The 25,501-nt window shown below is 27.1% G+C and carries 35 protein-coding genes; 30 read left to right on the top strand and 5 right to left on the bottom strand.

The features are described 5' to 3' along the window. Window positions 1-6 precede the first annotated feature (6 nt). Window positions 7-276 (top strand): phage tail assembly protein T, encoded by a 270-nt coding sequence (locus CINS_RS04175; RefSeq protein WP_442861390.1) that lies wholly within the window; start codon window positions 7-9, stop codon window positions 274-276. On the opposite strand, the gene CINS_RS04170 is transcribed toward CINS_RS04175, so the two are convergent. Continuing rightward, window positions 268-591 carry a hypothetical protein gene (locus CINS_RS04170; protein ID WP_039650113.1) on the bottom strand — a complete coding sequence of 108 codons (324 nt, stop codon included), beginning with the start codon at window positions 589-591 and terminating at the stop codon, window positions 268-270. The two genes, CINS_RS04175 and CINS_RS04170, sit on opposite strands and share 9 nt — an antisense overlap. Window positions 592-645: 54 nt before the next feature. On the opposite strand from CINS_RS04170, the gene CINS_RS04165 reads away from it, so the two are divergent. The 17 genes from CINS_RS04165 (at window position 646) to CINS_RS04085 (ending at window position 15,920) form a co-directional block, all read left to right on the top strand. Further along, a complete protein-coding gene (locus CINS_RS04165) occupies window positions 646-5,874 on the top strand; it encodes a coiled-coil domain-containing protein (protein ID WP_039650111.1) in 5,229 nt (1,742 codons plus the stop codon). Continuing rightward, on the top strand, window positions 5,871-6,740 hold the full coding sequence (locus CINS_RS04160) for a hypothetical protein (protein WP_039650109.1): 870 nt from the start codon (window positions 5,871-5,873) through the stop codon (window positions 6,738-6,740). Before CINS_RS04165 ends, CINS_RS04160 begins: the two co-directional genes overlap by 4 nt. A 68-nt stretch (window positions 6,741-6,808) precedes the next feature. Next, entirely contained in the window at window positions 6,809-7,360 is a 552-nt protein-coding gene (locus CINS_RS04155) for an HK97 family phage prohead protease (RefSeq protein ID WP_039650107.1), read from the top strand. Window positions 7,361-7,371: 11 nt separating this feature from the next. Further along, complete coding sequence (locus CINS_RS04150; protein WP_039650105.1) at window positions 7,372-8,532, top strand: phage major capsid protein; 1,161 nt, start codon at window positions 7,372-7,374, stop codon at window positions 8,530-8,532. A gap of 19 nt (window positions 8,533-8,551) precedes the next feature. Continuing rightward, window positions 8,552-8,743: a hypothetical protein gene (locus CINS_RS04145; RefSeq protein ID WP_039650104.1), complete on the top strand. Its 192-nt coding sequence runs from the start codon at window positions 8,552-8,554 to the stop codon at window positions 8,741-8,743. Further along, the gene (locus tag CINS_RS04140; RefSeq protein WP_039650102.1) at window positions 8,740-9,177 is read left to right on the top strand and encodes a head-tail connector protein; all 438 of its coding nucleotides are present in this window, start codon (window positions 8,740-8,742) and stop codon (window positions 9,175-9,177) included. The genes CINS_RS04145 and CINS_RS04140 overlap by 4 nt, the downstream gene beginning before the upstream one ends. 8 nt (window positions 9,178-9,185) lie before the next feature. After that, on the top strand, window positions 9,186-9,518 hold the full coding sequence (locus tag CINS_RS04135; protein WP_039650100.1) for a phage head completion protein: 333 nt from the start codon (window positions 9,186-9,188) through the stop codon (window positions 9,516-9,518). After that, the gene (locus CINS_RS04130) at window positions 9,499-10,137 is read left to right on the top strand and encodes a hypothetical protein (RefSeq protein WP_039650098.1); all 639 of its coding nucleotides are present in this window, start codon (window positions 9,499-9,501) and stop codon (window positions 10,135-10,137) included. The genes CINS_RS04135 and CINS_RS04130 overlap by 20 nt, the downstream gene beginning before the upstream one ends. Then, entirely contained in the window at window positions 10,115-11,566 is a 1,452-nt protein-coding gene (locus tag CINS_RS04125; RefSeq protein ID WP_170161463.1) for a hypothetical protein, read from the top strand. The genes CINS_RS04130 and CINS_RS04125 overlap by 23 nt, the downstream gene beginning before the upstream one ends. Window position 11,567: 1 nt before the next feature. Next, window positions 11,568-12,017 carry a hypothetical protein gene (locus tag CINS_RS04120; protein ID WP_039650095.1) on the top strand — a complete coding sequence of 150 codons (450 nt, stop codon included), beginning with the start codon at window positions 11,568-11,570 and terminating at the stop codon, window positions 12,015-12,017. Window positions 12,018-12,027: 10 nt separating this feature from the next. Beyond that, the gene (locus CINS_RS07630) at window positions 12,028-12,651 is read left to right on the top strand and encodes a DUF4376 domain-containing protein (RefSeq protein ID WP_052251968.1); all 624 of its coding nucleotides are present in this window, start codon (window positions 12,028-12,030) and stop codon (window positions 12,649-12,651) included. Next, window positions 12,639-13,133, top strand: a complete 495-nt coding sequence (locus CINS_RS04110; protein ID WP_039650093.1) for a hypothetical protein — start codon at window positions 12,639-12,641, stop codon at window positions 13,131-13,133. Before CINS_RS07630 ends, CINS_RS04110 begins: the two co-directional genes overlap by 13 nt. A 1-nt stretch (window position 13,134) precedes the next feature. After that, the gene (locus CINS_RS04105) at window positions 13,135-13,497 is read left to right on the top strand and encodes a DUF1353 domain-containing protein (RefSeq protein ID WP_039650091.1); all 363 of its coding nucleotides are present in this window, start codon (window positions 13,135-13,137) and stop codon (window positions 13,495-13,497) included. Continuing rightward, on the top strand, window positions 13,494-14,771 hold the full coding sequence (locus tag CINS_RS04100) for a hypothetical protein (protein WP_039650089.1): 1,278 nt from the start codon (window positions 13,494-13,496) through the stop codon (window positions 14,769-14,771). The genes CINS_RS04105 and CINS_RS04100 overlap by 4 nt, the downstream gene beginning before the upstream one ends. Then, entirely contained in the window at window positions 14,768-15,157 is a 390-nt protein-coding gene (locus CINS_RS04095) for a peptidase, M15 family (RefSeq protein ID WP_039650087.1), read from the top strand. Before CINS_RS04100 ends, CINS_RS04095 begins: the two co-directional genes overlap by 4 nt. 237 nt (window positions 15,158-15,394) lie before the next feature. After that, window positions 15,395-15,733 (top strand): hypothetical protein, encoded by a 339-nt coding sequence (locus CINS_RS04090; RefSeq protein WP_039650085.1) that lies wholly within the window; start codon window positions 15,395-15,397, stop codon window positions 15,731-15,733. Continuing rightward, on the top strand, window positions 15,714-15,920 hold the full coding sequence (locus CINS_RS04085; protein WP_235362643.1) for a hypothetical protein: 207 nt from the start codon (window positions 15,714-15,716) through the stop codon (window positions 15,918-15,920). The genes CINS_RS04090 and CINS_RS04085 overlap by 20 nt, the downstream gene beginning before the upstream one ends. Before the next feature lie 24 nt (window positions 15,921-15,944). On the opposite strand, the gene CINS_RS04080 is transcribed toward CINS_RS04085, so the two are convergent. Genes CINS_RS04080 through CINS_RS04065 form a run of 4 tightly spaced genes read right to left on the bottom strand, consistent with a single transcriptional unit; the run spans window position 15,945 to window position 18,976 of the window. Then, window positions 15,945-16,544 (bottom strand): phosphoribosyltransferase, encoded by a 600-nt coding sequence (locus CINS_RS04080; RefSeq protein WP_039650083.1) that lies wholly within the window; start codon window positions 16,542-16,544, stop codon window positions 15,945-15,947. Further along, window positions 16,541-17,371: a DNA-processing protein DprA gene (locus CINS_RS04075; protein ID WP_039650080.1), complete on the bottom strand. Its 831-nt coding sequence runs from the start codon at window positions 17,369-17,371 to the stop codon at window positions 16,541-16,543. The genes CINS_RS04080 and CINS_RS04075 overlap by 4 nt, the downstream gene beginning before the upstream one ends. A 26-nt stretch (window positions 17,372-17,397) precedes the next feature. Continuing rightward, window positions 17,398-18,054, bottom strand: coding sequence for a DNA/RNA endonuclease G (locus tag CINS_RS04070; RefSeq protein ID WP_039650078.1), 657 nt, complete (start codon window positions 18,052-18,054; stop codon window positions 17,398-17,400). A 1-nt stretch (window position 18,055) separates the two neighbouring features. Then, window positions 18,056-18,976, bottom strand: a complete 921-nt coding sequence (locus CINS_RS04065) for a LexA family transcriptional regulator (RefSeq protein ID WP_039650076.1) — start codon at window positions 18,974-18,976, stop codon at window positions 18,056-18,058. A gap of 274 nt (window positions 18,977-19,250) precedes the next feature. On the opposite strand from CINS_RS04065, the gene CINS_RS04060 reads away from it, so the two are divergent. The 12 genes from CINS_RS04060 (at window position 19,251) to CINS_RS04010 (ending at window position 25,501) form a co-directional block, all read left to right on the top strand. Beyond that, window positions 19,251-19,457 (top strand): hypothetical protein, encoded by a 207-nt coding sequence (locus CINS_RS04060; RefSeq protein ID WP_039650074.1) that lies wholly within the window; start codon window positions 19,251-19,253, stop codon window positions 19,455-19,457. Next, a complete protein-coding gene (locus CINS_RS04055; RefSeq protein WP_052251965.1) occupies window positions 19,458-19,757 on the top strand; it encodes a hypothetical protein in 300 nt (99 codons plus the stop codon). Window positions 19,758-20,104: 347 nt separating this feature from the next. Next, window positions 20,105-20,284, top strand: a complete 180-nt coding sequence (locus tag CINS_RS04050; protein WP_039650072.1) for a hypothetical protein — start codon at window positions 20,105-20,107, stop codon at window positions 20,282-20,284. Between the two features lie 2 nt (window positions 20,285-20,286). Continuing rightward, window positions 20,287-20,445: a hypothetical protein gene (locus CINS_RS07860; RefSeq protein ID WP_158336217.1), complete on the top strand. Its 159-nt coding sequence runs from the start codon at window positions 20,287-20,289 to the stop codon at window positions 20,443-20,445. Window positions 20,446-20,466: 21 nt separating this feature from the next. Next, a complete protein-coding gene (locus CINS_RS04045; RefSeq protein WP_084593985.1) occupies window positions 20,467-21,333 on the top strand; it encodes a hypothetical protein in 867 nt (288 codons plus the stop codon). Then, window positions 21,330-21,704: a hypothetical protein gene (locus tag CINS_RS04040; protein ID WP_039650071.1), complete on the top strand. Its 375-nt coding sequence runs from the start codon at window positions 21,330-21,332 to the stop codon at window positions 21,702-21,704. The genes CINS_RS04045 and CINS_RS04040 overlap by 4 nt, the downstream gene beginning before the upstream one ends. Further along, window positions 21,688-21,894, top strand: coding sequence for a hypothetical protein (locus CINS_RS04035; protein ID WP_039650068.1), 207 nt, complete (start codon window positions 21,688-21,690; stop codon window positions 21,892-21,894). Before CINS_RS04040 ends, CINS_RS04035 begins: the two co-directional genes overlap by 17 nt. Window positions 21,895-22,044: 150 nt before the next feature. Further along, the gene (locus CINS_RS04030) at window positions 22,045-22,932 is read left to right on the top strand and encodes a hypothetical protein (protein ID WP_039650066.1); all 888 of its coding nucleotides are present in this window, start codon (window positions 22,045-22,047) and stop codon (window positions 22,930-22,932) included. Window positions 22,933-23,052: 120 nt separating this feature from the next. After that, the gene (locus tag CINS_RS04025) at window positions 23,053-23,904 is read left to right on the top strand and encodes a hypothetical protein (protein WP_039650064.1); all 852 of its coding nucleotides are present in this window, start codon (window positions 23,053-23,055) and stop codon (window positions 23,902-23,904) included. Beyond that, window positions 23,904-24,383, top strand: a complete 480-nt coding sequence (locus tag CINS_RS07940; protein WP_232012935.1) for a helix-turn-helix domain-containing protein — start codon at window positions 23,904-23,906, stop codon at window positions 24,381-24,383. The genes CINS_RS04025 and CINS_RS07940 overlap by 1 nt, the downstream gene beginning before the upstream one ends. A 126-nt stretch (window positions 24,384-24,509) precedes the next feature. Beyond that, complete coding sequence (locus CINS_RS07895) at window positions 24,510-25,232, top strand: Rha family transcriptional regulator (protein WP_039650062.1); 723 nt, start codon at window positions 24,510-24,512, stop codon at window positions 25,230-25,232. Further along, window positions 25,226-25,501 (top strand): hypothetical protein, encoded by a 276-nt coding sequence (locus tag CINS_RS04010; protein WP_039650058.1) that lies wholly within the window; start codon window positions 25,226-25,228, stop codon window positions 25,499-25,501. The genes CINS_RS07895 and CINS_RS04010 overlap by 7 nt, the downstream gene beginning before the upstream one ends.

The raw sequence follows: 25,501 nt of genomic DNA, 5'->3' as shown, positions 1-25,501 counted from the left end.
AAAACAATAGGCGAGTTAGAACAAAGCATCACACAAGCTGAATTTAACGAATGGATGGAATTTTTATCTAATGAGCCTTTAGCTTGTGATAGAAATGAAATACAAATAAGCATTTTGCTTAGTATGATTGCATCCTTTATGGGTGTTAAAAATAAATGTGAAGATTTTTTACTAAGTGAGCATTTAAAACCAATATCAATTAAGCAAAGTGCTAAGAAAAATCAAAACATAGATTTAGAAAAATTAAGTTTAGACTTTTTAGAGCTATTAGGATAATAAATTATGATTAAACTCTATAATAAATTCTTTCTCATTTGGATACTTTTGCAAAATCTGATAAAACTGCTTTTTTATAGAAACTGTAAAAAGATTATTTTTTATAGCAAATTGTATAGTTTGTCTACTAAGCAAAGTTTTTGTGGGCTTATTTTCTTTGAAAAAAATATCAATATTTTTAGCAAAATCAGCAAGCTCTTTATCAATAATCTTTTCTTTAAATTCTTTTTTACTCTTAGTTTTAGCCATAAAAAATACCACAAGCAAAAACAACAAAGTTGCAAAAGTAAGTGGCTCATAAGAGTAAAAAAACATCCTAATACCTTTTTTATTTTCATTCTAGCTAAATTAACATAAAAGGAAATTAAAGTGGCAAAAAATGTAAAAGTTGGCATAAGTGTTGATACAAACAAAGGAGTTGTCAGCGTTAATAAACTAAGTCAAAGCTTTGTTAATCTAAATCAAAAAACAAAAGATGTTAAAGAAAGTTTTTTGGGTTTATCTAAAGCTGTATTGAACATGAATGCACATTTTGTGCAAAGCTATCATGGTTATAAAGCTATGTTTGATAGCGTAAGCAATTATGCCAAATCTTTTATAGATTTAAATTCCCAATATGAAAAGACAAAGAAAAATATAGCTTCTTTAATCGCAGTAAATTCATCTAATGTTGCATCTTTTGGCAAGACATTAAATATACAAGAAAAATACCAATTATCATTAAAACAAAGTGCTAAAACACTAGAACAGTTTAATAATTTATCTTCTAAGTCAGGATATGCAGTATCAGATTTAGCGGATATTTTTTCTAGTTTTTATGCTGGTGTTTCAAAAAATATGAATTTTGATGAAAGCATAAAATCTTTTGAAAATTTAATGCAAACTCTTAAAATATCAGGTCTTGGAGTAGAACAGCTTAAAATGACAATAGATGGTCTTGGAAATGGAGTTGTATTATCAAGTTCTGATCTTGGTAGATTTTTAAAACAAATCGGACTTACCAATGAAGCTATTAAAGAAGCTAATGCAAATGGTAATTTATATAATTTAATTATTCAAAAAACAAGTGAAAATGTTAAGGTTGCTCAGCTAGCTCTTGGAGGTTATGAAGATAATATTAAACTTTTAAAATCAAATATAGATAAATTAAAAAGAGATTTAAGTAAGCCTATATTTGAAAGTGTAAATGAAAGCTTGTTAAAACTAAATATTTATATGGAAGAAAATAAAGATAGCATTTCTAGTTTTATTAAAACTTTTCAAAGCTTAACACCTATACTTATTAATGTTTCTTTGGCTTTTGCTAGTTTGAAGATATATTCTAAAATAGCTCCGATTTTATCCAAAGGATTTTTAGAGTTAAAAGCTTCAATACTAGATGCTAAAAATGCTTTATATTTACAAAGAGTTGGACTGCTTTCTAATGCTCAAAGTATAAGTGAAGTAAATAAAAGGACTATTGTTTTATCTCAAGGATTTAAAGCACTATCAAATGTTGCTAAGAACGCTATACCTTTAGTTTTAATAGAAAGATTATTTGCTATAGAAGATGCTTTGGATAAAGCATATGAGAAAACAGAAAAATTAAATTCTTCTTTTAAAAGAAAGATTGAAATTTTGGATATAGAGGATTTAAAAAAACAAAAAGATGAATTAGAAAAAGAATTAGAAAGTATATCAGATATTGGAAGATTTCAAAATACAATAGGTAATTTTTTAAAAGAATATTCATTTGATTTCATAGGCGAAGAATATAAAAACGCAGTTTCTTATTTGCAAAAAATAGATTTTTCTTTTATGGGAAATATTAGAAAACAAAGTGTCGAAGATGCAAGAGAGATTGCAAATGTAGCTCAAAAAATAGCATTTTTAGATGAAAAAATTAAGCAAAACGCAAAAGAGGAAGTAAAACTAAGGAGTGTAGAAAAACTTAATAAGGAATTAAATGATGCAGTTGAGTTAGTAACAAAAATTCAAATTCCAAAAATAGAAAGTCAGGAGTTGGAAAAAACAAACAAGGCTTTAGATGATTTAAATAAAAAATTATTAGAACTTGTTAGTATTAGCAATTGGGAGCAAAATAGTGCATTAGTAGAGCAAGTTGATATTATATCTAATGCATTAGCTCATGCTGTTAAAGCAGATGAGGTTAGAAAAATACTAGAGCAAGAAGAAAAAGCAAAACTTGCTCAAGAAAAGCATACACAAATCATAAAAGAGCAAAATCAAGCACTCAAAGAACTTTCACAAATCACTATGAGTGAGTATGAAAAAAGCTTAGAAGCTATCAATGAAAAATTGAAACATTTTAAAAAAATAGGTTTAGATGGCAAAACCATACAAAAAGCTAAAGAAGAAATGATTATAGATCTGGATTTAAAAGAAAGCCAAAAAGAATTTCAATCCTATAAGAGTTTAATGCTTGAATTTTATGAAAGTGTTGGTAAAAAACAAGAAGCTTGGGCATTAAAAGAAATAGAATTAAGAGAAAAATTTATAGATATTTTAGATGAAGAAGATCTTAAAAAACTCATAAAGACACAAAAAGAAGCTTTTTTAAATGTAGAAAAAAACGCATCAAAAACATTTAAAAATGTAGAAAATGATTATCTTAAGATGATAGCAAATATGCAAAGAACCATAGAAAGCCGTTTTTTTGATTTCATAGAAGGAAAAATAAAAAATTTAAAAGAATTATTCATAGGTTTAGGTAAATCTTTGGCTATGGATATGCTATCACCTGCCATTAGTTCTATTAGTGGTTCAATATCAGGCATTTTTACAAATTCATTAATGGGTGTGAACAATTCTTATCAAAATGTTAGTTTGATTTCTCAAGATTTGGGCTTAAAAAAAGATAATAATGGAAATTTTACAGGTGTTGTAGATGGTAAAGAAGTTGTTATATCTTCTAGTGGAGAGGTTGAAAAAGGACAAGATGTATTAAATGGTGTATCTAATGTACTAAGTGGATTTAATGCATTAGAAGGTATTTTAAGTGGTTCTACATTTGAAAAAATACAAAGTTTTACTAGTTTTGATTTTAGTGGTATTGGTGATAGCTTTACTTCTGTATTTCAAAATTTTTCTAATTTAATAAAGAATATAGGGACATTAGGAAGTAATATTTTAAGTTTAGGAAGTGCATATCTTGGTAATTTTTTTGGATCAACCGCTCTAACATCTTTTAGCTCTGGTGCTTTGTGGAGTTCTTTAGGTATTAGTGGAATGAATGGAGCTTTAAGTGGTGGTATTGGATCTACTTTGGGTTTTGTTGGTGGTTTAGCAACTAATGCATTAAGTGGTGGTCTTTTAGGTTATGGAATAGGAAAACTTGGGGATATGTTATTTAAAACTGATACTCATGCTGGAAATGGCGGTGCTATAGGTGGGATTTTAGGTTCTTTGATAGCTCCTGGCATAGGTACTTTAGTAGGAGGTCTTTTAGGCAGTGTTATAGGTGGAATTTTTGGAAAAACTAAAGCTACCGGAAGCGGTCTAAGACTTTGGCAAGATATAAATTTTAAAGATCATTTCTCACAAGGAAATTTACAAAGCTATATTGATTATCAAAAGAAAGGGTGGTTTAGCAAAAAAAGCTGGACTGAGTATCAAAATATAAATGATAGAAAGATAAAAGAGCTTAATTTATTCTTAGACAATCAATATGCATTATTAGAAAAGCTAGGGGCAAATTTAGACAAATATGAGATAAATGCTGGAAAATATAGCGGTAATTCTCTTATAGATACAGCCGTTCCAAATGCTTTATTAAAAAGTTTTTTAAACACTAATGATAAAGAATTAATCAACGAACAAATTAAATCCATACAGCAAGCTGCTAAAGAAGCAAATATATCTTATGCACAGCAACTTTCTAAGCAATTTGGTCAGTTTATGAGTATGCAAAGTAATATTTTAAGTCAAATATATAAAAATGATCCTGTAAAAGTAGCTAAAATTACTCTTGATGATACTATGTATGGATTAAAAACTGCCATTAGAAATATAAGTGGTGGTTTTGATATATTAGGGCTAAAAGAAAATGAATTTAAAAATATTTCACAAATTTCACTAGATAAACTTAATGAGGCTTATAATGAAAGCTTAAGAAATGATTTTTCAGCTGAAAATGTAGAAGCTTGGGAACAATTATTACAAGCCTTAGCAAATGCAAATGAGCAAGTAAATAATATCTTACAAACTATTATCAATAAAACAAGTGAGTTAATGCAGATAAATCAAAGCTTTGCTGGCGTTAATGGACTAGATACTAGTATTTTTAAAGTTAATGATTTACTCAATCAGTATGCTACTATAATGGGTGGTTTAAAAGATGATTTAAGCAAAGAAGAACAAGATATTTTCAAAGATATTTTTAATGCTAATGATAAGTTATTAAATCTTGGATATGATGGAATAAATGATTTTTTAAGCACTGGTAACACTGAGCTTAGAAAACAATTAATATCCATTATTACTTCCTTTGAGCAAATAATGAAAGAACAAGGTGGCTTGATTTTTTCATCAGAGCACTTAAATGAGTTAGCTAAGGTTGATGAACTTATAAAAGCGTATGAAGATGAAAATTCAAAAGAATATGCCAAAATTAAAATTAATGAAAATAACAAACTTTTAGAAAATTTAAATAACCAAAAAAATATTTTATCTTCTCTTACTAGCTTTAGTGATAATTTAATTAAACAAACTATTCAAACACCGCAAATGATAAATAAAAACTATGAGAAGTTACTAAAAAAGGCTAGTGAAGATTTTAAAAATAATAATTTTAATTCCTCTTCTTTTGAAGAATTAAAACAAGCAGCAAGTGCCAAAGCAAATGATTTAAGAAATTCCTCATCCTATGAAGAATATCAATTTCAAATGTTAAAAATGGCAAATGATATGAAAGATTTAGGAGGTGAAGCTGATTTAAATACCATACAAAATGAGATTAGTAAAATCATATTAGAAAATGAAAAAATAAACGAAAAACTTCAAGAAACTATAAAAGACACATCTTCTATGACATTAGAAGAATTAAAAAAATATAGAGAAACTCTTTTAGAGCAAAGTCAAAAAGAAGTTCAAGAAATGATTAAGTATCTTGGAGAAGATTCTCCTATAGCAAAATACTTAGATGGTATGATTAAAGAGTTGAAAAATGGCAGTTCTTTAAGTGTAGCTGCTATAGAAAATCTAAAATATGCTTTACTTGCGTATCAAAACAATTCTAATAAAGTAGATGATGCTTTAAATCAAGAAATAAAAAATCCAAATAAAAAAGCGGTCGCCTTTGCAGATGGTGGAATAATAACACAAAAAACAAATGCCATTATAGGAGAAAATGGATATCCTGAAGCTATTATTCCATTAAAAGATGGCAAAGGCTTAAAGGTTGATGTTTCTAATATGTTTGAAAAATTAGAATTAGCTCTTTTTAAAGGCATAGATAATGGTTTTAAGCAATTAAATTCTAAATTTGATGGACTAATTACAAAAATAGATAATGTAGATAAAGGCATTAAAAGACTTTGTATGGATATGTCAATACTCACAAAACAAACAAGAGAAATCGTAGAAAGGATTGAAGAATGATTATAGTTAGACCTTTAGAATTCATAATAGAACAAAACACCATAAGCAAAGATAAAACACCACTTTGGAGCAAAGAAAATACTTATAAAATTAATGATGAGGTTTCTTTTAAGGGTTATGTTTACAAAAGTGCAAATGATGAAGACAAACATGAAGAACCAGATATTTATTTTGACAAATGGGTAAAAATGCGACCAACAAATGAAAACGCATGTTTTGATGATGAAATAAATACTCAAAGCAAAGATAATAAAACTTGGAGTGTTATTATAGATACAAAAGAAAGTTTTGACGCTTTTGCTATTTTAAATGCAAATATATCTAAAATTAAAATTCAAACGTTAGATAAAAGAATTATTTATGAAAAATCTATGTTTTTTAAAAAATCACGCACTTGGTGGGAATATTTTTTTGGTAAATTTAAAATCAACAAAGATGATTTCATCTTTTTTGATTATCCAATTAATTCTAAGATAGAAATTACTTTTTACGCATTAAATGACATAGCTAATGTTGGACATATACTTTTGGGCAAAAAAGAAAAATTAGGTATTACTATACACCCTGCTAATCTTACTTATCTTAATTATTCTAAAACAAATACAAATGAATGGGGGCATACTACTGTAGTAGATGGTAAAAGGGCTAAATTTTTAGAATTCATAATTGCCTTAGAAAAAGTTCATTTTGATTATTATGATAATTTAATTGAAAGCATTTACAATAAAAAAACTTTATTTATAGCAGATGAAAGCGAAAATGGTTTTAAAAAATTAACTACATTTGGTATTTTAAAAGATTATTCAGCTCCTATTGAAGATTATGATTTTTTACAAATTAAATTAAATATACAAGGTCTAATTTAATCTAACACGCACTTTAACGCCTCAAAAAATTTATAAAATCTTTGCAAAATATATTTTTAAGGAAAAACATGAACCTTATAAGATCAGATACTGCAAAAATTAAAAGTGTAGATGAAACTGAAAGTATTTTAAGTTTTGTAATGATTTCAAATTCTAATGCTTGTATGCGTTGGGATTGGGAGTTAGGTGAATACATAGAAGAATTGGATGTTGGTGGTGCGAAATATAGCGAATTAAGAACACTTTTTAAAGATCATGAACCAAGTGTAGATAATGCTATAGCAAAAATTGAGAATATAAGAATTGAAAATGGTGAATTAGTTTGTGATTGTATTTTTGCTAAAGATGAAAAAAGTCAAAATATTTTTAAAAAATACAAAGATGGAATTTTAAGTGATGTATCTATAGGGTATAAAATCTTAAAAAAAACTACAGATAAAGACAGTATTCCTAAAAAAATTCTTGTAAATGAATTTGAAATTTTTGAACTCAGTGCTGTTTGGAAAGGTGCTGACAAAAATGCAAAAAAACGTTTTTTTGATGAACAATCTCAAAAAGAAGCTAAAGCTTTAGCTCAAGCTAGAGATCGTGAGCTAGAACTTATGATTAAAACACTTTAAAAGGAGAGAAAATGCAAAAAATAAGAGAAGATATAGGTGCTTTACATAAGCAGATGTCAGAACTTTCTAATAAAGCAAAAGATGAAAAAAGAACATTTAGCACAGAAGAAGAGCAAAAATATAACCAAATGGTTAAAGACTTTGAAAGCAAACGAAATGAGCTTTTAAGGCTTGAAGAAGAACAAAAAAGAGAGAGTTTTTTAAATGAAGTTGTAAGTGTAAGATTGGAACAAAATCCACATCCACAACGAGAAGATGAAAAAGACTCTATGAAATCTTTTGTTAAATACTTAAGAAGCGGAATTATCGATAAATCTTTGCAAAGAGATGCATTAAATGAAAGTGCAACAGATAAAGGTGGAGTTTTAGTTCCTACAACTTTGCAATCAAAAATTAGATCAAAATTAACAGATCTTAGTGTGATTAGAAAACTTGCGACGGTTCAAAAATCATCCACAAATCAAGACATACCAATACTTGAAGATATAAGCGGTTTTGGATGGATTGATGAAATGGCTAATTTTAATGAAGCCAACGCTTCTTTTTCAAAATTAACCATTGGAGCTCACAAACTCGGGGGTATTATTAAGATTAGTGAAGAATTACTAAATGACAATATCTCAAATTTAGAAAGCTTTTTAATTAGAAAAAGTGCTGAAAAAATCGCACAAACAGAGGAAGAAGCATTTATAAAAGGCGATGGAAATAAAAAACCAGCAGGTATTATAAATACAAAAACACAATACGAATTAGCAAGTAATAGCGGTATTACAAGTAATGATGTAATAGATGCGTTTTTTACTCTAAAGAGTGCGTATAGAACTAATGCTTCTTGGCTTGTAGGGGATGATTTTATGAAAGCACTTTATAAGTTAGTAGATGGTGATGGTAGGCCTTTGTGGATGCCAGCACTTAGTTCAGGTGGATATGACACTATTTTAGGTAAAAAAGTGACTTATTGTTCTTCTTTAGATGGTTTTGGTGCAAGTAAAACTCCTGCTATTTTTGGTGATTTTAGTTTTTATGAAATTTGGGATAGAGAAACTATGAGCTTTACAAGATTAAATGAGCTTTATGCTCAAAATGATTTAGTTGGGATTAAAGTTAGATCAAGACTTGATGCAAAACTAATTACAGATGAAGCAATTTGTAAAATTGTAACCCCATCTTAATTTCATTAAGGTCTAAGATATGAAAAAAGTAGAGTTTTTATTATGTTTAAGCGGAGATGTTTTTTATAAAAAAGGCGATGTTGTGGAGCTTGATGATAAAGAAGCTCTACACCTTAAAAATAAAAATATTGTAAAGATAATAGAAGAGCAAGTAGAAGAAGAGCAAGTAGAAGAAGAATTGCAAAACAAAAAAGGCAAAGGTAAAAAATGATTATCAAAGAATTAAATGTACCTGAAAAAACTCTTGTAGATATTAAAGAATTAAGAGAATTTCTAAGAATAGACAGTGATGTGTTTGATGAAAATTTAAATCAATCCTTGAAGGCTGCCATAACAGAATTTGAAAACAGAACTAATCGTATATTGGTTAAGAATAATTATGAAATATCTTTTTTTAATGAAAGAGTAGTGCTAGCTCCATTTAATTCTTTAGAAAATGCACAATTTAAAGCAGAATTTAAAACAAATTCTAATGTTTTATATTGTGAGGGTAGTGGAAGAATGATTGTAAGCTTAGGTTATGATATAGCACCTGAGGATATAAAACTTTGGCTAAAAAATTATTGTTTGCATGCTTTTGAAAATACAAATTTTCCTAATGTAAGTAAAGCTCTTATAAATAGATACAAAATAACATTTTTTTAAGGACTATTATGAATGCAAAAGCATTAAAACATCGTTTAAAAATATACAAAAAAGAGCAAATTAAGAATGAATTCCAAGAACTAGATCATGAAAAGGAAGTATTTGTTAAAGAAGTTTTTGCAAGTTGTAAAAATTTAATTATAGAAAACAAAGAGCACAATAATATATCTTGTAGGTTGTATCAATGCGAATTTGTAATTAGATTTTTAGAACTTGATATGTCTTATTTTTTTATATTTAAAAATGAAAAGTATGAAATTTTAAATATGCAAGATGAGGGCAATAATGGGCAGTTTTTAAAAATAAAGGCTAAGAAAATAAATGAAAACGATAACAACTAAAATAAACAAATTACCAAAAGCTCCAAATTTAGAAAATCCAATAGATTTTGACAAACATGCTGATATTTTTGTTAGATCTTTAAATCCTTTTGGCGATGAATTAAATGAATTAGCACAACAAATTAACGAGGTGAGTTTTTTTGTCGAGCAAAAATCAGATGAACTTGTGAATTTCATAAAGTTAAGATTAGAAGAAATTAAGTTAAAGTCTAACGAAGAAAAGCTAAATCTTTTAGAATATTCAAAAGAATTAGAAAATGTAATTTTAAAGCACACTCAAGATAAAACTAAAGAAGTCTTAAACATTATAGATGAAAAAGGATATGAAATTATAGAGCGATTAAATGATAATTGCTTGGGAGCTGATTATCTTGCTTTAAGCCAGTCTTTAGCACACAATATTTCTATCGAACGATTCTTATGGGAAAGCAATATAATAAAGCTTAGTCAAAAAGATATATCAAACAATGAACAACTAATCATAGAAACATTAATCAATAAAGATAATATTAAAAGTACAGCTAAAATTTTACAACAACTTCTAAGCCTTATCAATACACAAAATGAAATTAATCAAATTTTAAAAAAGGAGAATAATGATGAATCCAAGAGTTACTAATCTTATGTTGTATTCTACTTTAGAACAAGCAAGTAAAGATATAATAGCCATAAGAGAATATTTATACAATAGTAAAGACAAGATAGATGAATATATATTAGAGCATGTGAGCGATTTTGAAAAAAAAGTAAAAGATGCTTTATCTTCTTATGAAAATTTAAGTAAAGAAAAACTAAGAATTCTTGAAGAGCTTTATGAGCAAGTGGTATATCCTTTTGATTATGCAAGTAGTGACAATAAGCCAATTAATCCAAAAATAAATCAAATATGGTTTAAAAAATCTACATGTCAAATTTTACAATTTTTACAAAATCCTACTATTAATTTTATACAAAAAAATCCACCTAATCAAAAGAATGAAGGTGCTATTTGGTTTAAACCTCTTAACGAGGAAGACATCACAGAAGGAGAAATTTATGTTTGCGAGAAAGTTTTAAAAAATAAAACTTGGATAAATCCAGCCTTACCAAGAGAATTAAATCCTGCTTTTATTAGTGAAGAAGAGCCAAGCCAAGCTAATTTAGGTGACATTTGGAAAAAACAAAGCACTGGGGAGTATTTTGTATATGTAAGAACAACAGATGATAATACTTGGGTTTTAAAACAAGATTTAAAAATAGATCCATATATTTGGGTTGATCAAAAAGATGAAGATATTAAATATATACTTTCTTTGCTTGGTGATTTGCAAAGCAAAGATGAGGTTCAAGAAAAACATGAGAATGAAGTATTAGAAAAAGAACAAGAACTAAATAGCAAAAAAGATGAATTAGAAAATATAAAAAATCAAATTCAAGAAGAACTTAATAAAGTTCCATCAGGTGATGTTTCTTCCTTAGAAAAAGAAAAAACAAAACTTGAAGAAGAAATTAGCCAAATTCAAGAAGAGTTAAATGGTAAAAAAGAAGAGCTAGAAACTATTTTAGAAGAAAAAAGACTTGTAAATAAAAAAATGTTAGATGAGGCTTTGAAAACAAAAGTTTCTATAGAAGGAAACAAGACAATAAACGGAAATATAACTTTAAGTGGTGCTTTAACGGCAAATGGAACTACTAATTTAAATGGAAATACTACTTTTAAGCTTATTCCAAATTGTGCGGTTGATCCAACAGCTGATACACATTTGGTTAGAAAGTGGTATGTAGATTATGGTGGTGGGATTAAAAATCTAGGAGCAGTAGGATTAATAGACATGGACTTAAGCCAAGCTCAGCATTTTGAGCTAATTGCTAATGCTGGAACTCAATTAGGAGTAGCTAATTGGGGTGGGGCAGGCAAAAGCGGGACTATAACCATACACAATTGCCAAAATGTTACAGCCTTTAAAGCCCCATTTAATTTTAGAATACCTCAAAGTGGTTTTAGTGGAACTGAGACCTTTGCTTACTTTTGTATAGCAGCAAATAACATCAGATTAGTAAGGTCTTAACATGAATGCTCTAATGCTTGCAAATTCAATATTTCAAGTTGATTTACCTCCAGAACTTGGCGGAGGCGTGGCTAATTATAATTATATGTTTAGTTTAAATAATCTAGTAAGACCTAATGAATATGTGGTGCCTGCTAATTTAGCAAATAAAGAAGTTTTAGTTATAGGAGAGGTTTGGAGTGCTTATAATATGAATAATAGAACTTCAGCCAATTCCATAGCCTTAACTTGGAATAATTATTCTAATTCACATACTTTATATGGAACAGCAAGGAAGTATGAAGCTAATAAAAAAATACCTATAAAAATGAAAATTGTTTTTAGTTCTATAAACTCAAATAAAATTAAATTTTCTTCCTATCAAACTGGTAGTCATAATGCTAGTAGAGGATGGGATACTAGAGATTGTAATTTGCAATGTAGAGGAAATTTAACATTTTTTTATAATTAAAGGAGAGTAAATGTTTTATAAGATAGATGAAGAAGTTTTTTTTAACCAAAATGTATATATAAAAAAAGTTGATTTAGAGGGCTTAGAAGGAGAAGATACTTATTTTTTAGATAAATTAAATGATGATGAGCTTAAAGCTCTTGGTTTTGCTAGAGTGAGTGAGCAAGAATTGCCAAGTTTTGATGAAAAAACACAAGATCTTATAAGGGAAGAAGGGCTTGATGAGTCAAGTAATACCTTTCATATAAGATACAGAGTGCAAGAAAAAAGCTTAGATGCTCTTAAAGAAATCAAACTTGACGAAATAAGAGCTAAAAGAGATGAAGCTTTAGAAAGTGGAATTGTTTATAATGAACATACTTTCCAAACAAGCCAAAAAGACAAACTCAATATCAACGGAGCAGTAACTAATTTAATGCTTGATATGCAAAGTAGATCAGGAAGTATCAAAGAAATTGTTTGGATTGATATTGAAGATAAAAAAGTAATTTTTACACCGCAAGAGTTTTTACAATTTGCTGCAGCAGTGGCTTACAATACTCAAGAAATCACTTTTAAAGCTAATGCACTTAAAGAAAAAGTAGAGCAAGCAATTTCCAAAGAAGAGTTAGAGGGTGTAAAATGGGAGATATAAATCCAAGTCAAGAAGCCATAACTAATACTTTACTTTTTAGTGGTAGTGCGATAATGGCTTTTTTTTATCAATCTTTAGCATTTTTAGGTATTAATACCGCCCAAGTTATAACATTACTAGCTATATTTACTTTTAGTGCTATCGTTGGATTTTTTAAAACTCTAACTTTTAGTGATTCTTTAAGAGTTTATATGCTTGGAGATTTATTAGCTAAGACTTTATTACTTGGCGTTCCTTTTATATTTGCTTTGGGTGCAAAACAAATTAGTGCATTATATTATTTTGTAGATTATAGTTTTAGTTTTTTGATTTTAGGAGAAATTCTAACAATTGTTATCAATATACAAGCTATTAGAACAAGAAAAAAAATAGAAGAAGTGGATATTTATAATGTTTTTGTCGAAAAAATGAAAAGATTTACTTCAAAAATCATAGAAAGTAATGTTTATATCAAAGAAGATAAGCATTCAAAAAAGGATTAGCATGTTAAAAAAAGTCATAGTAAAGCCTTTTAATAAGGATAGATTTGAACTTCAAAAGGAATTTGAAGTTAGTTTGTGTAATTTAAAAATTACTATACCAAAAGGTTTTACAAGTAATGGAGCAAATATTCCTAGAATTTTTTGGAGTATTTTTCCACCTAATTCGCCTGAATATCTAAGTGCGGTTGTTGTACATGATTATTTGTGCCAAAAATCAAATTCAAGAGATGATTATAAAATAGCAGATTTGGCTTTAAAAGAAGCTATGCAAGAATTAGGATGTTCAAGATTTAAAACCTTTGTTTTTTATCATGCATGCAATAGTTTTCATCTTGTTAAATGTTTTTTAAAGGAGTTTAAATGAAATCCGTATTAGAAGAAATTAGCAAAAATGCAAAAGAATTAAATAAAGAATTTGATGAAAGTTTAGATATTTTAAAAGAACTTTATAAAAATGGAATAAAACTAGATGATGTACAAATTAAAAAAAATGTATTAGAAATTTTAGAAAGTAGTAAATATAAAGGTGAAAAAGGTGATGCAGGAGAAAAAGGAGATACTGGACAAAGTGCTTATGAGCTTTGGCTTAGCAAAGAAGGAAATGAAGGAAAAAGCGAAGATGATTTTTTAGCTTCCTTAAAAGGAGAAGCTGGCGAAAAAGGTGATACGGGAGAAAATGTTTCTAAAGAGGAATTACAACCTATAGTAGAAGAAATTATAAGTAATTTACCTCAAAAAAGTGGGAGTATAGTTACTTCTTTTGAATTACCAGATCCTGATATAAAAGCTGAAGTTGGAAGCTTGATAAATTATGTTAATGAGGAAAGCTCTACTATTTATTTATGTATAAGAAATCAAGGTAGAGGTTCAGTGTGGCTTGATTTGTTTTCTAAGAAAAAAATAGCTAACCAAGAATACACAAAAATAAAATTTAAAGTAAAAACTCTTTCAGGACAATATGGAGGATGTTTAAGTGATGTATTGTTTGCTTTTTCTAATGGATTTGCACATACTATAATGACTGATGAGTATAGAAATGATAATTTAGAAGAAGGTAACTTTATAATCAAAAAAAGTGGAATAGGAGGAACTTCATCTACTTCTCAACCTCAAAGAGGAGATTGTATCTCTCAGGTATTAGCTAAAGATGAAGTTTTAGGGAAAATTAAAACTACAGGAATATATCCAGCCTCAGGACATAATATTCATAATTCTTTAGCAAGGTATTTTAATTTTGATGATAGTGCTGCAAATGAGCAATCTTATTATACTTGTTGTTTATGGAATCAAAGTGGTGAATATGAAGTTGAAATCATACTTTTTAATGATGAAGTACCTAATAAATTTTTTGTAAGAGGGACTGGATATTACGGACAAGTATATATTCATAGTCTAAGTGTCGAAAAAATTGTTGCTAAGGGTGATGAGATTAAAGAAACCATACCTTTTAACACTCAAGTTTTACCACCTTTTGGCACCGCTAAAGAAGATGAAAATCACGCTGGATATATTTTTGATGATTATTATAAAGCTTATTATCAAAGTAATACTAGTGCCAATGATGAACAAAATAATTTATTTAGTGATTATGGACAATTTGCTAATTTATTTTTAATTACACAAAAGGAGAATGAATGAAAAAAAATGAATATTTTAAAGAAAATGAATTTAAGTGCAAATGTGGTAAGTGTGAATTGCCTGCTAATGTTCCAAGTGATGAGCTTATAGATATACTTTGTGAAATTAGAGAGCATTTTAACTCACCTTTGATTATAAATAGTGGATATAGATGCCCCAAGCATAATGCTAAAGTTGGAGGAGCTACTAAAAGTCAACATACCACAGGAAGTGCAGCGGACTTTATAATTAAAGGTGTTAAAACAGAAGATGTGCATGAGTATATTTTAAAAACATATGATGATAAACCTTTAGGAATTGCCATAAAGCATAATTTTGATAATCCTTACATGGGTTTTGTGCATATTGATACGCGTGGCAAAAAAGCACGATGGACTTATGCTTAAAAATTAAGAAAGGAGTAAATTTAAAGTAGGTTACCACATAATCCCCTTAAAAAAAGGGGAACAAGGTTAATAAGCCTTGACTATAATCATACTTAGTAGTATAATTGTAGAGATTATGTGGATTGTAAGCTTAAATTAATCACCTACTTTCTAGGGTTAGATTAAGCCATAGGGGGTCAGACCTACGGCTAACCCTTGAAAGTATTATACAAAAACCTACTTTAAACTACAAACAATATGTCATTTTTATTTGGAAATACAAAGCTTTATATTGCTTTAGCTTTAATGCTTGCACTTAATGTGTTTTTATATTTAAAACTAGATAGCACAAATGCAAGATTAGAAAAAAGTCAAAGTGATTTAAATTTAGCTTTAGGAATTAATAATGAACTCACGAGGATTACTCGGGAGTTGAAAATAAGACACGAGCAAGAATTAAAAGTACTTACTAATGCAAACATTCAAAAAAATCAAATCAAAACAAAGGTTGATGATGTTAAAAACTATATATCCAAAAGTAATGAAACCAACACTACTAAGCTTTTTAATACTATGCTTGATAGGTTGTTCGAATAAAACACAAGTTTTAACCAAGGTTCAAATTCAAAAGGTGCAAATACCAAATGAGCTTTTAAAGTTAGAACCTTTAAAAAAACCCATTGTTGAAAATGAATTAGATATATTAAAAGCTTATAATGAACTTTTTTATCACTACAAGCAATGTGAGATCAATATAGAAAAAATCAAGGAGTTGAATCAGTGAGAAGCGCAATGATATTTTATAAAATTAGTAGTAGTGTTCGGTTTTTGCTAAAAATAATCCAATTACATTTATATTTGGATCTAGTTTTTCTAATAAGATATTCTTACAAGCTTTAAAATGTCCTCCAGTTGTTAATACATCATCTATTAAAAATATGTTCTTATCAAAAAGAATTGGTGGATTAAATAATATTTCTTGTTTTAAATCATTAGGATTTCTACATCCATTATGATGTGCTGGTACTAAGTTATTTTGAACATCAAAACAATCAAATATTTTATAGCTACTATCTAATTTTAATAATTCTTCCATAGTTTGTATTAGTCTATTGTTAAATTCTGTTGAATTCTTTGGCTTTGATGTAGGCATTGGAATAATATTGAATATATTTTTATTTATATTTAAAAATGCATTGTTTATCATTTTTGCAAATTCTTTAATAGCATCATTTCTATAATACCAAGATGAATGATTTTTAAATGATAAATCTTTTTTAAAGTTAAATACCAACGAGTTAACATCGAAACCGGAATTTGGCTTATAGTCTAAAAAATAATAACAAGCGTCATCAAAATTTAGATAAGGGATGCTATCTATATTTAAATCAACTTTAATAGGTTTCATAGGTTATCCAAAATATCTTCAATTTTTTTAACTCTAATTGCACCTTTTTTTTCGTAAGTATATGGCCATTTTAAACCATTTTCAAAGCATGAATTTAATATAAAAAGCTTTCTTCCAATTTCAATACAAGCTCTAGCTTGTGTTAAAGTTCCACTCGTTTCACTTGCTTCTACAATGACTGTAGCATCCGATATTGCAGCCATAACCGCATTTCTTTCAGGAAAGTAAAATTTCTTAGTTGAAAATGGCTGTTTAGAGTATTTATAAAAAGGTACATGACTTACTAAAAGATGTTTATTTGCTATCTCATCTTGAAGTTCTTTGTTTTCAATAGGATAATATTCATTAATAGGTGTACCTATTACCCCAATAAGATTTCCATTGTTTTTAAGAGTAGATTTCATTGCCGCTGTATCAATTCCATGTGCCAATCCAGAAACAATTATAAAACCTTTGTTCGATAGTTCTTTTGATAATTTTATAGCTCTTTTTATTCCATCTTCTGTCGCATTTCTTGCTCCAACTATGGCGATTTTTCTAGGCTTACTAAGTAAATCTAAATTTCCTTTATAGTAAAGTGATTTTATATATGTATCTTTTAAATTTTTAGGAAATTGATAGTTATATTCAGTTAAAATAGAGAAGTCTTTTTTATCTAATTTCAATAGGAAATCTTGTATTTTTTCTTTTGTATCTTGAGAAGTAAAATCTTGCTGTATTATTTGTAAATCTTTAAACTTTTTTAGACTTGAATTTTTAATACTACTCCATACAAATTCGTATTTTAACATTTCCTCATATAAATTTATGGCATTTAAAGACAACATAATAAATCCTTTTTTATATAACAGAATTATATTTTATCACAATTAAACTTATATCTTTTTATAGTTAAATTTTCCATTTCATAATTTGGAACTTTATAACATTCTTTAAAATTATTACCTTTTACAATCTTAATATAAGAGATTGGAATAGCAATTTGATTTTTTATTCTTTGTGGGTTGCTATCATAATTAACTAAATTTAAAACTTCAATTTCTCCAAGCTTTAAAGCTGCTTGTCTTTCTCTTTTTTCAATCTTATTCCATACTTTTTGATTAATTTGTGGATTTTGTGGAGTAATATTACTCATTAAGAATGTACTTCTTTGGGCTTGAGTAGTTTTTCTCATAGAAGCATTGGAAAGAGTGTGTCCTCTATCATAACCACTATTTTTATAATCATTCCAAGTAGTGCGATATTTTTTAGGTATATTTGTATCATCTTCAAAGCGTGGGCGTTTTTTGATTTGTTCTCCTTTTAGATTATCTGCTTCTAATTTATAAGCTACTGCTTTAGTACCTTTATAGTTATAATCATAGCAATTAATATAATAAAATTTATCTAAAACTTGAGAGCAGTTTTGTTTAGTAAAATACTTCGCAAAATCTTCACTCGGTTCATATTGTGTGTACTTTGCAAAAGACAATGAGGTAAATAACGCTAATAAAAATATCTTTTTAAGCATTTTAAACCCTTTCTATTTGATTTAAGAATGTTTTAGTGTTACACGAACAAATTACTACACCTAAAAATACATAATCTTTTAATGCAGATTTTTTGATTTTTTTGTCTTCAAAACCTATATTGTCACTACTTATGATAATTTCATCATCAAGGACATTTTTTCTTATGCGTTTACAAAATAATTCACCATCGTATCTAAAAATAGCCACATCCGCATTTTTGATTTTATCGAGTGAATTTTTATTAGTATCAACTATAACAAAACTTCCATTTTGTATAAAAGGCTCCATGCTATCGCCAAATATTTTTATCATATCATATTGCGTCTTATAAGGAATACCTAATATTTCTACTAAAAAATTTTTATCAAGGTATATAGTTTGAAAGTTTTCATCACTATTATCATTGCCAAAACCTGCACTAGCGTAAACATTAGGAAAATATCTGATTTTAATTATATTTTCTATATTGCTTGTATTATTTATATTCATTTGAGTATATTTAAGTATATTTTTTTCTGGTATATAACCTCTTTGTTTCCAAATATCTATAGTATTTGCGGCAACACCTAGATAATTTGCTAGTTCTTTATAGGTTTTCAGGTTTTGTTCTAGCATCCATTTTTTCAATATTTCTTTTACTTCCATAATGTGAGTATTATTAGTTGGAAAATTAACAGAGTTGTTTTTGCCTTGCAATATGATATTTTCATTCTCTTTAGAATTAATATCCCAGTTGATAATTGTATCAATATTAACACCCAGTTTCTCTGAAAATTCTTTGATTCTTTTTAGGGGGATTTCCCCTCTAACCGCCCAAGTGTTAAATGTAGTATAATTTACATTAAGTATTTCGCTTAAATCTTTGATAGTATCAGCATTGGCAATTTTTTTTAGTATTCTAATAACTTCTTCATAATCCACGGCTATATCCTTAAAAAATAATTTAATATTACAAATCAAAAAGAATTGATTTTAAAATATTTTTATATTTTGACTTGACAATTAATTCAAAATGAATTATAATTCTACACATAATTAATTTTAAAACATAAAAATAATTATTTTTTAGCAAAAAGAATACCAACTTTTTGCTTAAGTATAAAAAAGGATACATAATGCAAGATTTGATTATAGCTGGTGTGATTATAGTTGTCTTATCAATTATACTCGTAGTTATAAATATAAAGGAAGCAAAATGATAAGTGCATACGCAAATACTATTATGAGTATAGTTAAAGATGAAAAATCTATAAAAAAAGACGCGCTTTTTAAACGAATGAATATGAAAGAAAGTGAATTTAATGAGAGTTTAGGCTTTTTACATGAGCATGCATTTATAAGGCTTGAAGCTATCAGTGATGGTTTATTTGAAGCTATCATAGTTCATTATGAGGGTAATTAAATGTGTATTAATGAAAAAATTAAAGAAAAATTAGGACTAAAAACTTTTGATGAAGTAGAAAGAAAACTCAATTTAAAAAATCAAACATTAAAAGTTTGGCTTAGTGATAAAAGTGTAACAAATTCTAAAGTAGAAAAAGCACTTTTAAGACTTGGTTTTTTAAATGAGGATTTAAGATTGTCTAAGAGATTAAAAGATTTAAAGCTAAAGCATAAAAAAATAATAGCTTTAGTAGAAGAAAAAACAAAAACCATACAAGAAATATCAGATATTTTAAAAGAAATTGATGAGGTAGCTTAAAAACCTCATTAAGCACATTTTTTAAGTGTGTTTAAATGGTTTTTAAAAGCTTGAAACTAGGTTTTAAGTGAATTTCCTTATAGCTAGCTTGATTACAGCTAGCTTGTTCTTTATTTATCACACTCCATGGCGACAGGTGGGAAAGTGGGCTTTTTAAAAAAGCTTTGTTGATAGTCAAAATACTAAAAGTTTAAATAACTTTGAATGCAGGCCCTATGTTTTGGCATAAGTAGTGTTTAAATGGGAGTTAAACTCCATTTTAGTCAATTAGACACTTTTTATTTTTGAATAAGCCACATATAGTGGCTTTTTTAACTTTCATTTAAGCACTATAAAGAAGGAAAAAAATGTCTTTTAAAGAAAAACTAAATACAGCCATAGAACATGTAAGAGCTTTGGCTTTAATTAACAAAGAATGCTTAGAGTTGGTTGATTATATGGAAGAGTGTGATGAAGAAGAAATAAGATCTAATCTAGATGATTTAAAAAAACTCTTGATAAAAGCAAAAGAATTGCTAAAAGGATAAAAATGAATTTCAAACCTATACAAAAAAACAATAAAGCTTTAGAAAAAGCAAGGAAAATAGAATGCTTGATTAGTGAACTTAGTTCAAAAGGTTTTGAACTTACAAAAGCAAATTCAAAATCTTTAGTTATGAAAAAAGGTTTTGATGAGGTAGCAAAATAACAAAAAAAAGAAAGGAATAAAATGCAAAACATAGGTTTTGATAGTATTAAATTTGTAATCCCGAAATTTGCATTTTACAAATTTCTTAAAAAACATGACTTATACACAAAGCTTAGAAAAACAAACCGCAATAAAGCTATAGAAAAATACACAAAAGAAAAATTCAAAAGTATAAAAACTAAAGATAAGTATTACGAATTTAAAGTTAGATATATAAATATAAAACCTAGAAATAAAAGTCTTTCAAATACCATAATAATAATAGAAAATTCAAAAGATACTCATGAGCTTGCTAGAAAAAATAAAAAGAAAAAAGACTATTATGTAGAAGTGCAATTCAATGGACTTTTTCAACCTAGCAAAAGTGTGATGGGTGATGTGTATAAAATTTTAAGCAAAATGGTTAAAAGATTTAAAGCTTATAGTTTTGATATATCTTGTGATTTTTTTGATGAAAATACTTCTTTAAGAAAATATGAAGATGCTTTACGTGAATTTTCATATGAAAAAGAACTTAATGGAGAAATGATTTTTTACAAAAAGTCTCTTTATGTAAATAAAGTACATAGTAAGTTTTTTAACCTTGATAGAATTTTGATTTATGATAAATATGAAAAGCAGACTAGTTATCATAAAGAAAAAATTAAAGAAGAATTTAAAGGCTGGAAAAGATTAGAATTAACTTTCAAACTAAGAGATAAATTTTTAAAATACATTCAACATAAACATATTTATGATGCTTTAGATTTTATATATGACTTTATAGCTTTGCTTGATAAAACTGACAATTTTACAAAAGAAGTGCTACTTATTAAACAAACAAAATATTTAATAAATCCAAGATGGGCAAAAGATATAAAACCATATGCATTAAAGGAGGCTGTATGAGTAAGCCAACACATATAATTGAAGCGAATGAATTAGCTCGTGCATGTTTAAAAACAGATTTAAAACATAGTTTAAAAGAAGCAAGGATTATTTATAGTGCAGAAGAAAGGATGTTGTGTTTTTACTTTGACAATCCTTTTGCTATAGCTTTGTTTGAAAAAAATAAAGAAGTCATTAAAAATGATCTAAGAATTGAATATAAGAAAAAAATAGAATTTTACAAGCGTATTGACTTTGTGTTTTATGATATTTGTTCTAAAAATACTAAAGAGCTTAGTTCAAGAACAACAGAAGAAAGACAAAGGCTTCAAAAGGGATTGGATATGCTAGAGGATATTATAAAAAGGAGTAAAAATGGAAAATATGAATGATCAAAGTGAGTTGAAAGAACTATCTATGAAGATTATATCTTTATATAAAGCTATAGAACATGCAGAGTATGAAAGAAGTTCTTTAAATTCAACTATTAAAGAATATAAGGAAAGTTTAAAAACAGCTATAAGAGAGCTTGAACAAATGAAAGAGCCAAATCCTTTTAATCAAGAAAACAAAGAGGAATGAAATGCAAAATATTAAAGGTTGTGATTTGAAATTAAAAAAAAGATTTTTTTAAAAGTGCAAATAAGATTATGTTTAAGTATTATATAAAGAAGTTTATTTGTCTCAGTAAAGTTTTGGTAAAATTAAAAAACTTAAATTATGGAGAGAAAAATGGGCTTATCAATAAATTCAATTGATGATTTGCTTACGATTTTTGAAAAACTTTCAAATGGAGAAAATGTTAAAATAACAGAAGTTGGCACAATACAACATACTATTAAGTTGCAGGGTGGGAGATTTGAGGATTATAATATAGGATATATAGATGCAGAAATTGCAAGAGTAATTGCTTCTTACCAAGATAGTTTTTATAGAGTTGCTGATATATTAAAAAAGGATTTTGGAATTGATGGTATTGATAAAAATAAATTAATTCGTTTTTATTTAGGAGAAGGTAGCTTAGAAATCAAAACAGACGAGCTTTTAACAAATTTATTAGGAGTGATTAAAGATATGGAAAGTCAAGATCAGCTTATTCTCTTAACTATAATAGCATTAATTATTGGAGGTTGTTGGGCATTTGGAAAATTTTTAACTCATAATGAAAAAATAGAAGAGATAAAAAGTAGAAATGAAGGTGGAAGAATTATAGCCGAAATCGCCAAAAATAAAGAATTACAAAATGCTTGCAATGCTCCAAAGACAACATTGGTTAAAATACTAAAAGATGATGAAAAAGCTAGCTTTAGTTTAGGAAATGATGTTATTACTAATCAAAATAAAGAAGATTACAACTTTAAAGAAATAGAAGACACCACACAAACAGAAGATGTTGAAGGAAATTTTAAAATTTTAGGTTTTGAAAAAACAAATGACAAGAAAAAATTTAAAATAATTTTAGACGGTAAAACTCATTGGGCTAATGCAGATATAATAGATGTTAACGCTAGAATGAAACTTGCCAAATCTAGCATACAAGAACAAGAAGCAAAACTAAAACTAAGAATAGTAAAAGAATATAATAAAATCAAAGAAATTGTTATATTAAATGTAGAATAAGTTTTATATAAAGGAGAAAAATGACAAGTGAAGAATTAAAACAATTTTGCAAGGAAAGAAACTTAACTTATAAAGAACTTGGCGAATTAAAAAATTAAAAAATATAAAAAAAGGAGTGTTATGATAGAACAAACCTATGAGTTAAAATTTGAATATCTTGACGAAGAAAACGCTACATTATTTTTCCAAAAAATTACAGATTTTTTATTAAGTATTGATAAGTTAAATAATTCTTTAGTGTCTATTTTTAGTGTAGAAGTTGATGTAAATATTCAAATTAAATCCATAGATAAAGGTTCTATAAAAATATGGATTGTTGAAAAACTTAGCAAAATAAGTGATGAAGATATCAAACACTATGTAAATAATCCAAAAGAATTATTTGCTGATCTACTTATAAAATCTAAAAAGATGATTTTAGAGAAGATACAAGCAAAGCAATGTTCAGATATTCCAAAAAAATACAAAGACATTATAGAAGAAAGTGATTTAAAAAATTTTGGATATAACAATAATGAAGCCGATTTATTAAGTTGTGTATCAGATTTAACATATAAAGCAAAGGAGTTTAAACATAAACCTATGATAATTTTTGAAGAAAAAGTATATGGTATAAATGAGACATTTGATTATAACCTAAAAACAGCTGATGGAGTTAAAGAGCAAATAAGTAGAATGCAAGGTGCCTTTATAATAAAAAAACCAGACTTAACTGGAGAGAGTAAATGGGAGATTGTTAACGACAAGATTATAAAAGTCAAAATTAATGATGAAAATTTTAAGAAGAAATTGAAAAATAGAAAAATAAAGCTATCTTATGGAGATATGATAGAAGGTAATTTAATTTGTAAAACTTATATTAGTAAAAATTTGGAAGTTTTAGAAAATGAGTATTTTTTAGAAGATATTAAAGGTGTTGTTGAGCCTAATTGTGTACAAGAGCAAAGTTTGTTTAAAGACAAGGAGAAATAATGGGATTAGATGTTTATAAATTAGATAGCATAACAAACGAAAGAATAGTCATAAATGGAACGCTTAAAGATAAAATTTTACTAAACACCAAAATAAAAAGAGGTAGTGAAAAAGAAATCATTGGTGAGATTTTACCACAAATAACAAATATATTAGGTTTTAAACCCTTTTATCATAATGGAGGAAATCATATAATTTTTAAAAACCCTAAAACAGATGAAAATCTTTATTGTATAGAATGGCATTTTGCGATGAATACAAAAGAAAACATTGTTAAAAAAGTTTGTAAAGAATTGGATATCACGCAAGCTGAGTTAGGAAGACAATTAGATGTCCCTGCTTCCACAATAAATACTTGGGCTAGTGGTAAAATTCCAAAAATGGCTGAAGTAGCATTAACTCTTATGTTAGAAAATAAACAGCAAAAAGAGATACTAGAAACAATTAAAAAAGCAAGAGATTTTATAGGTAGGATTTAAAATCCGTCCTATAATCGAACTTTTTTTAAAATAATATTCAAAAAATCGTTTATTATTATTGACTTTTATCTTAAAATCGTTTATTATTATAATAAAAAAACGAAAATAAGACAAAAGGACGATTTTATGAACGATTTAGTTACAAACCATAATGGAGCATTAGTTACTACACAAAATGATATTTCAACATTAACCAACAACAACGAAAACTCTATCCAAAAGTTAATTAGAATTTATAAGGCAGATTTGGAAGAATTTGGAATATTAGAGTTTGAAAACCAACTTATTATAAATTCAAAAAATGTTAAAAACTATAAAAAGATTTATTTCTTAAACGAACAACAGGCAACGCTACTTTTAACTTACATGAAAAATAGTGAAAGTGTAAGAAATGCTAAAAAAATTTTAGTTTTTGCTTTTTATCAAATGAAAGAAAAACTTAAAAACTTAGAACAAGAGCAAATGCAAAAGTTAGCTTTTCATCAAAGCTTAGGTTATAAATCTCAATTAAAACAACAAAAAACTAATTTCAAAAATCAAATTAAAGCTTTAAAATATGATTTAATCCAAACAAAAGATGAGTTAGATATTTGTAAAGGTGCATTAGAGGTTTTAAAAAGAAGAAAGGATTTTAGCAATGAAGAAAATTTAAGACTTTTACAAAAAGAACTAGCTAAATACGGCTTAGTAGTTTTTAATGAATTAGATTTTGCTTTATGGAGTGAAAATCTTACAAAAAACATCATAGGTGAAACAAAACGAAGGCTTGATGATTTAACAAAATATAATTATCAACTTTTGAAAGATAAATTCAATAAAAGATTACATATAAAGGATACAAAATGCTAAAAATGATGAAAGAATTTTCAAAACAAAGAAAATTGATAGAAGAACATTTAGAAGAAACAAAAAATCAATTAATGATAATGCTTAAAGAATTTCTTTCTGTACAAGATGATCTTTCTTTTTCTTATGGAAACAACTCTTTGAAAAAAGAAATAGAATGTTATTGGAAGATAGAAGCTTGGCTTGATTTTGAGCTTAAAAAAATATGTATAAAGGTTGTAGATACAAGGGTTTCTTATAATCGCTTTGAATTTGAAAATATTAAATTTTAA

It is taken from the genome of Campylobacter insulaenigrae NCTC 12927, assembly GCF_000816185.1.
In the GTDB taxonomy this organism is placed as follows: domain Bacteria; phylum Campylobacterota; class Campylobacteria; order Campylobacterales; family Campylobacteraceae; genus Campylobacter_D; species Campylobacter_D insulaenigrae.
This window is presented reverse-complemented; position numbering and strand designations above follow the sequence as displayed.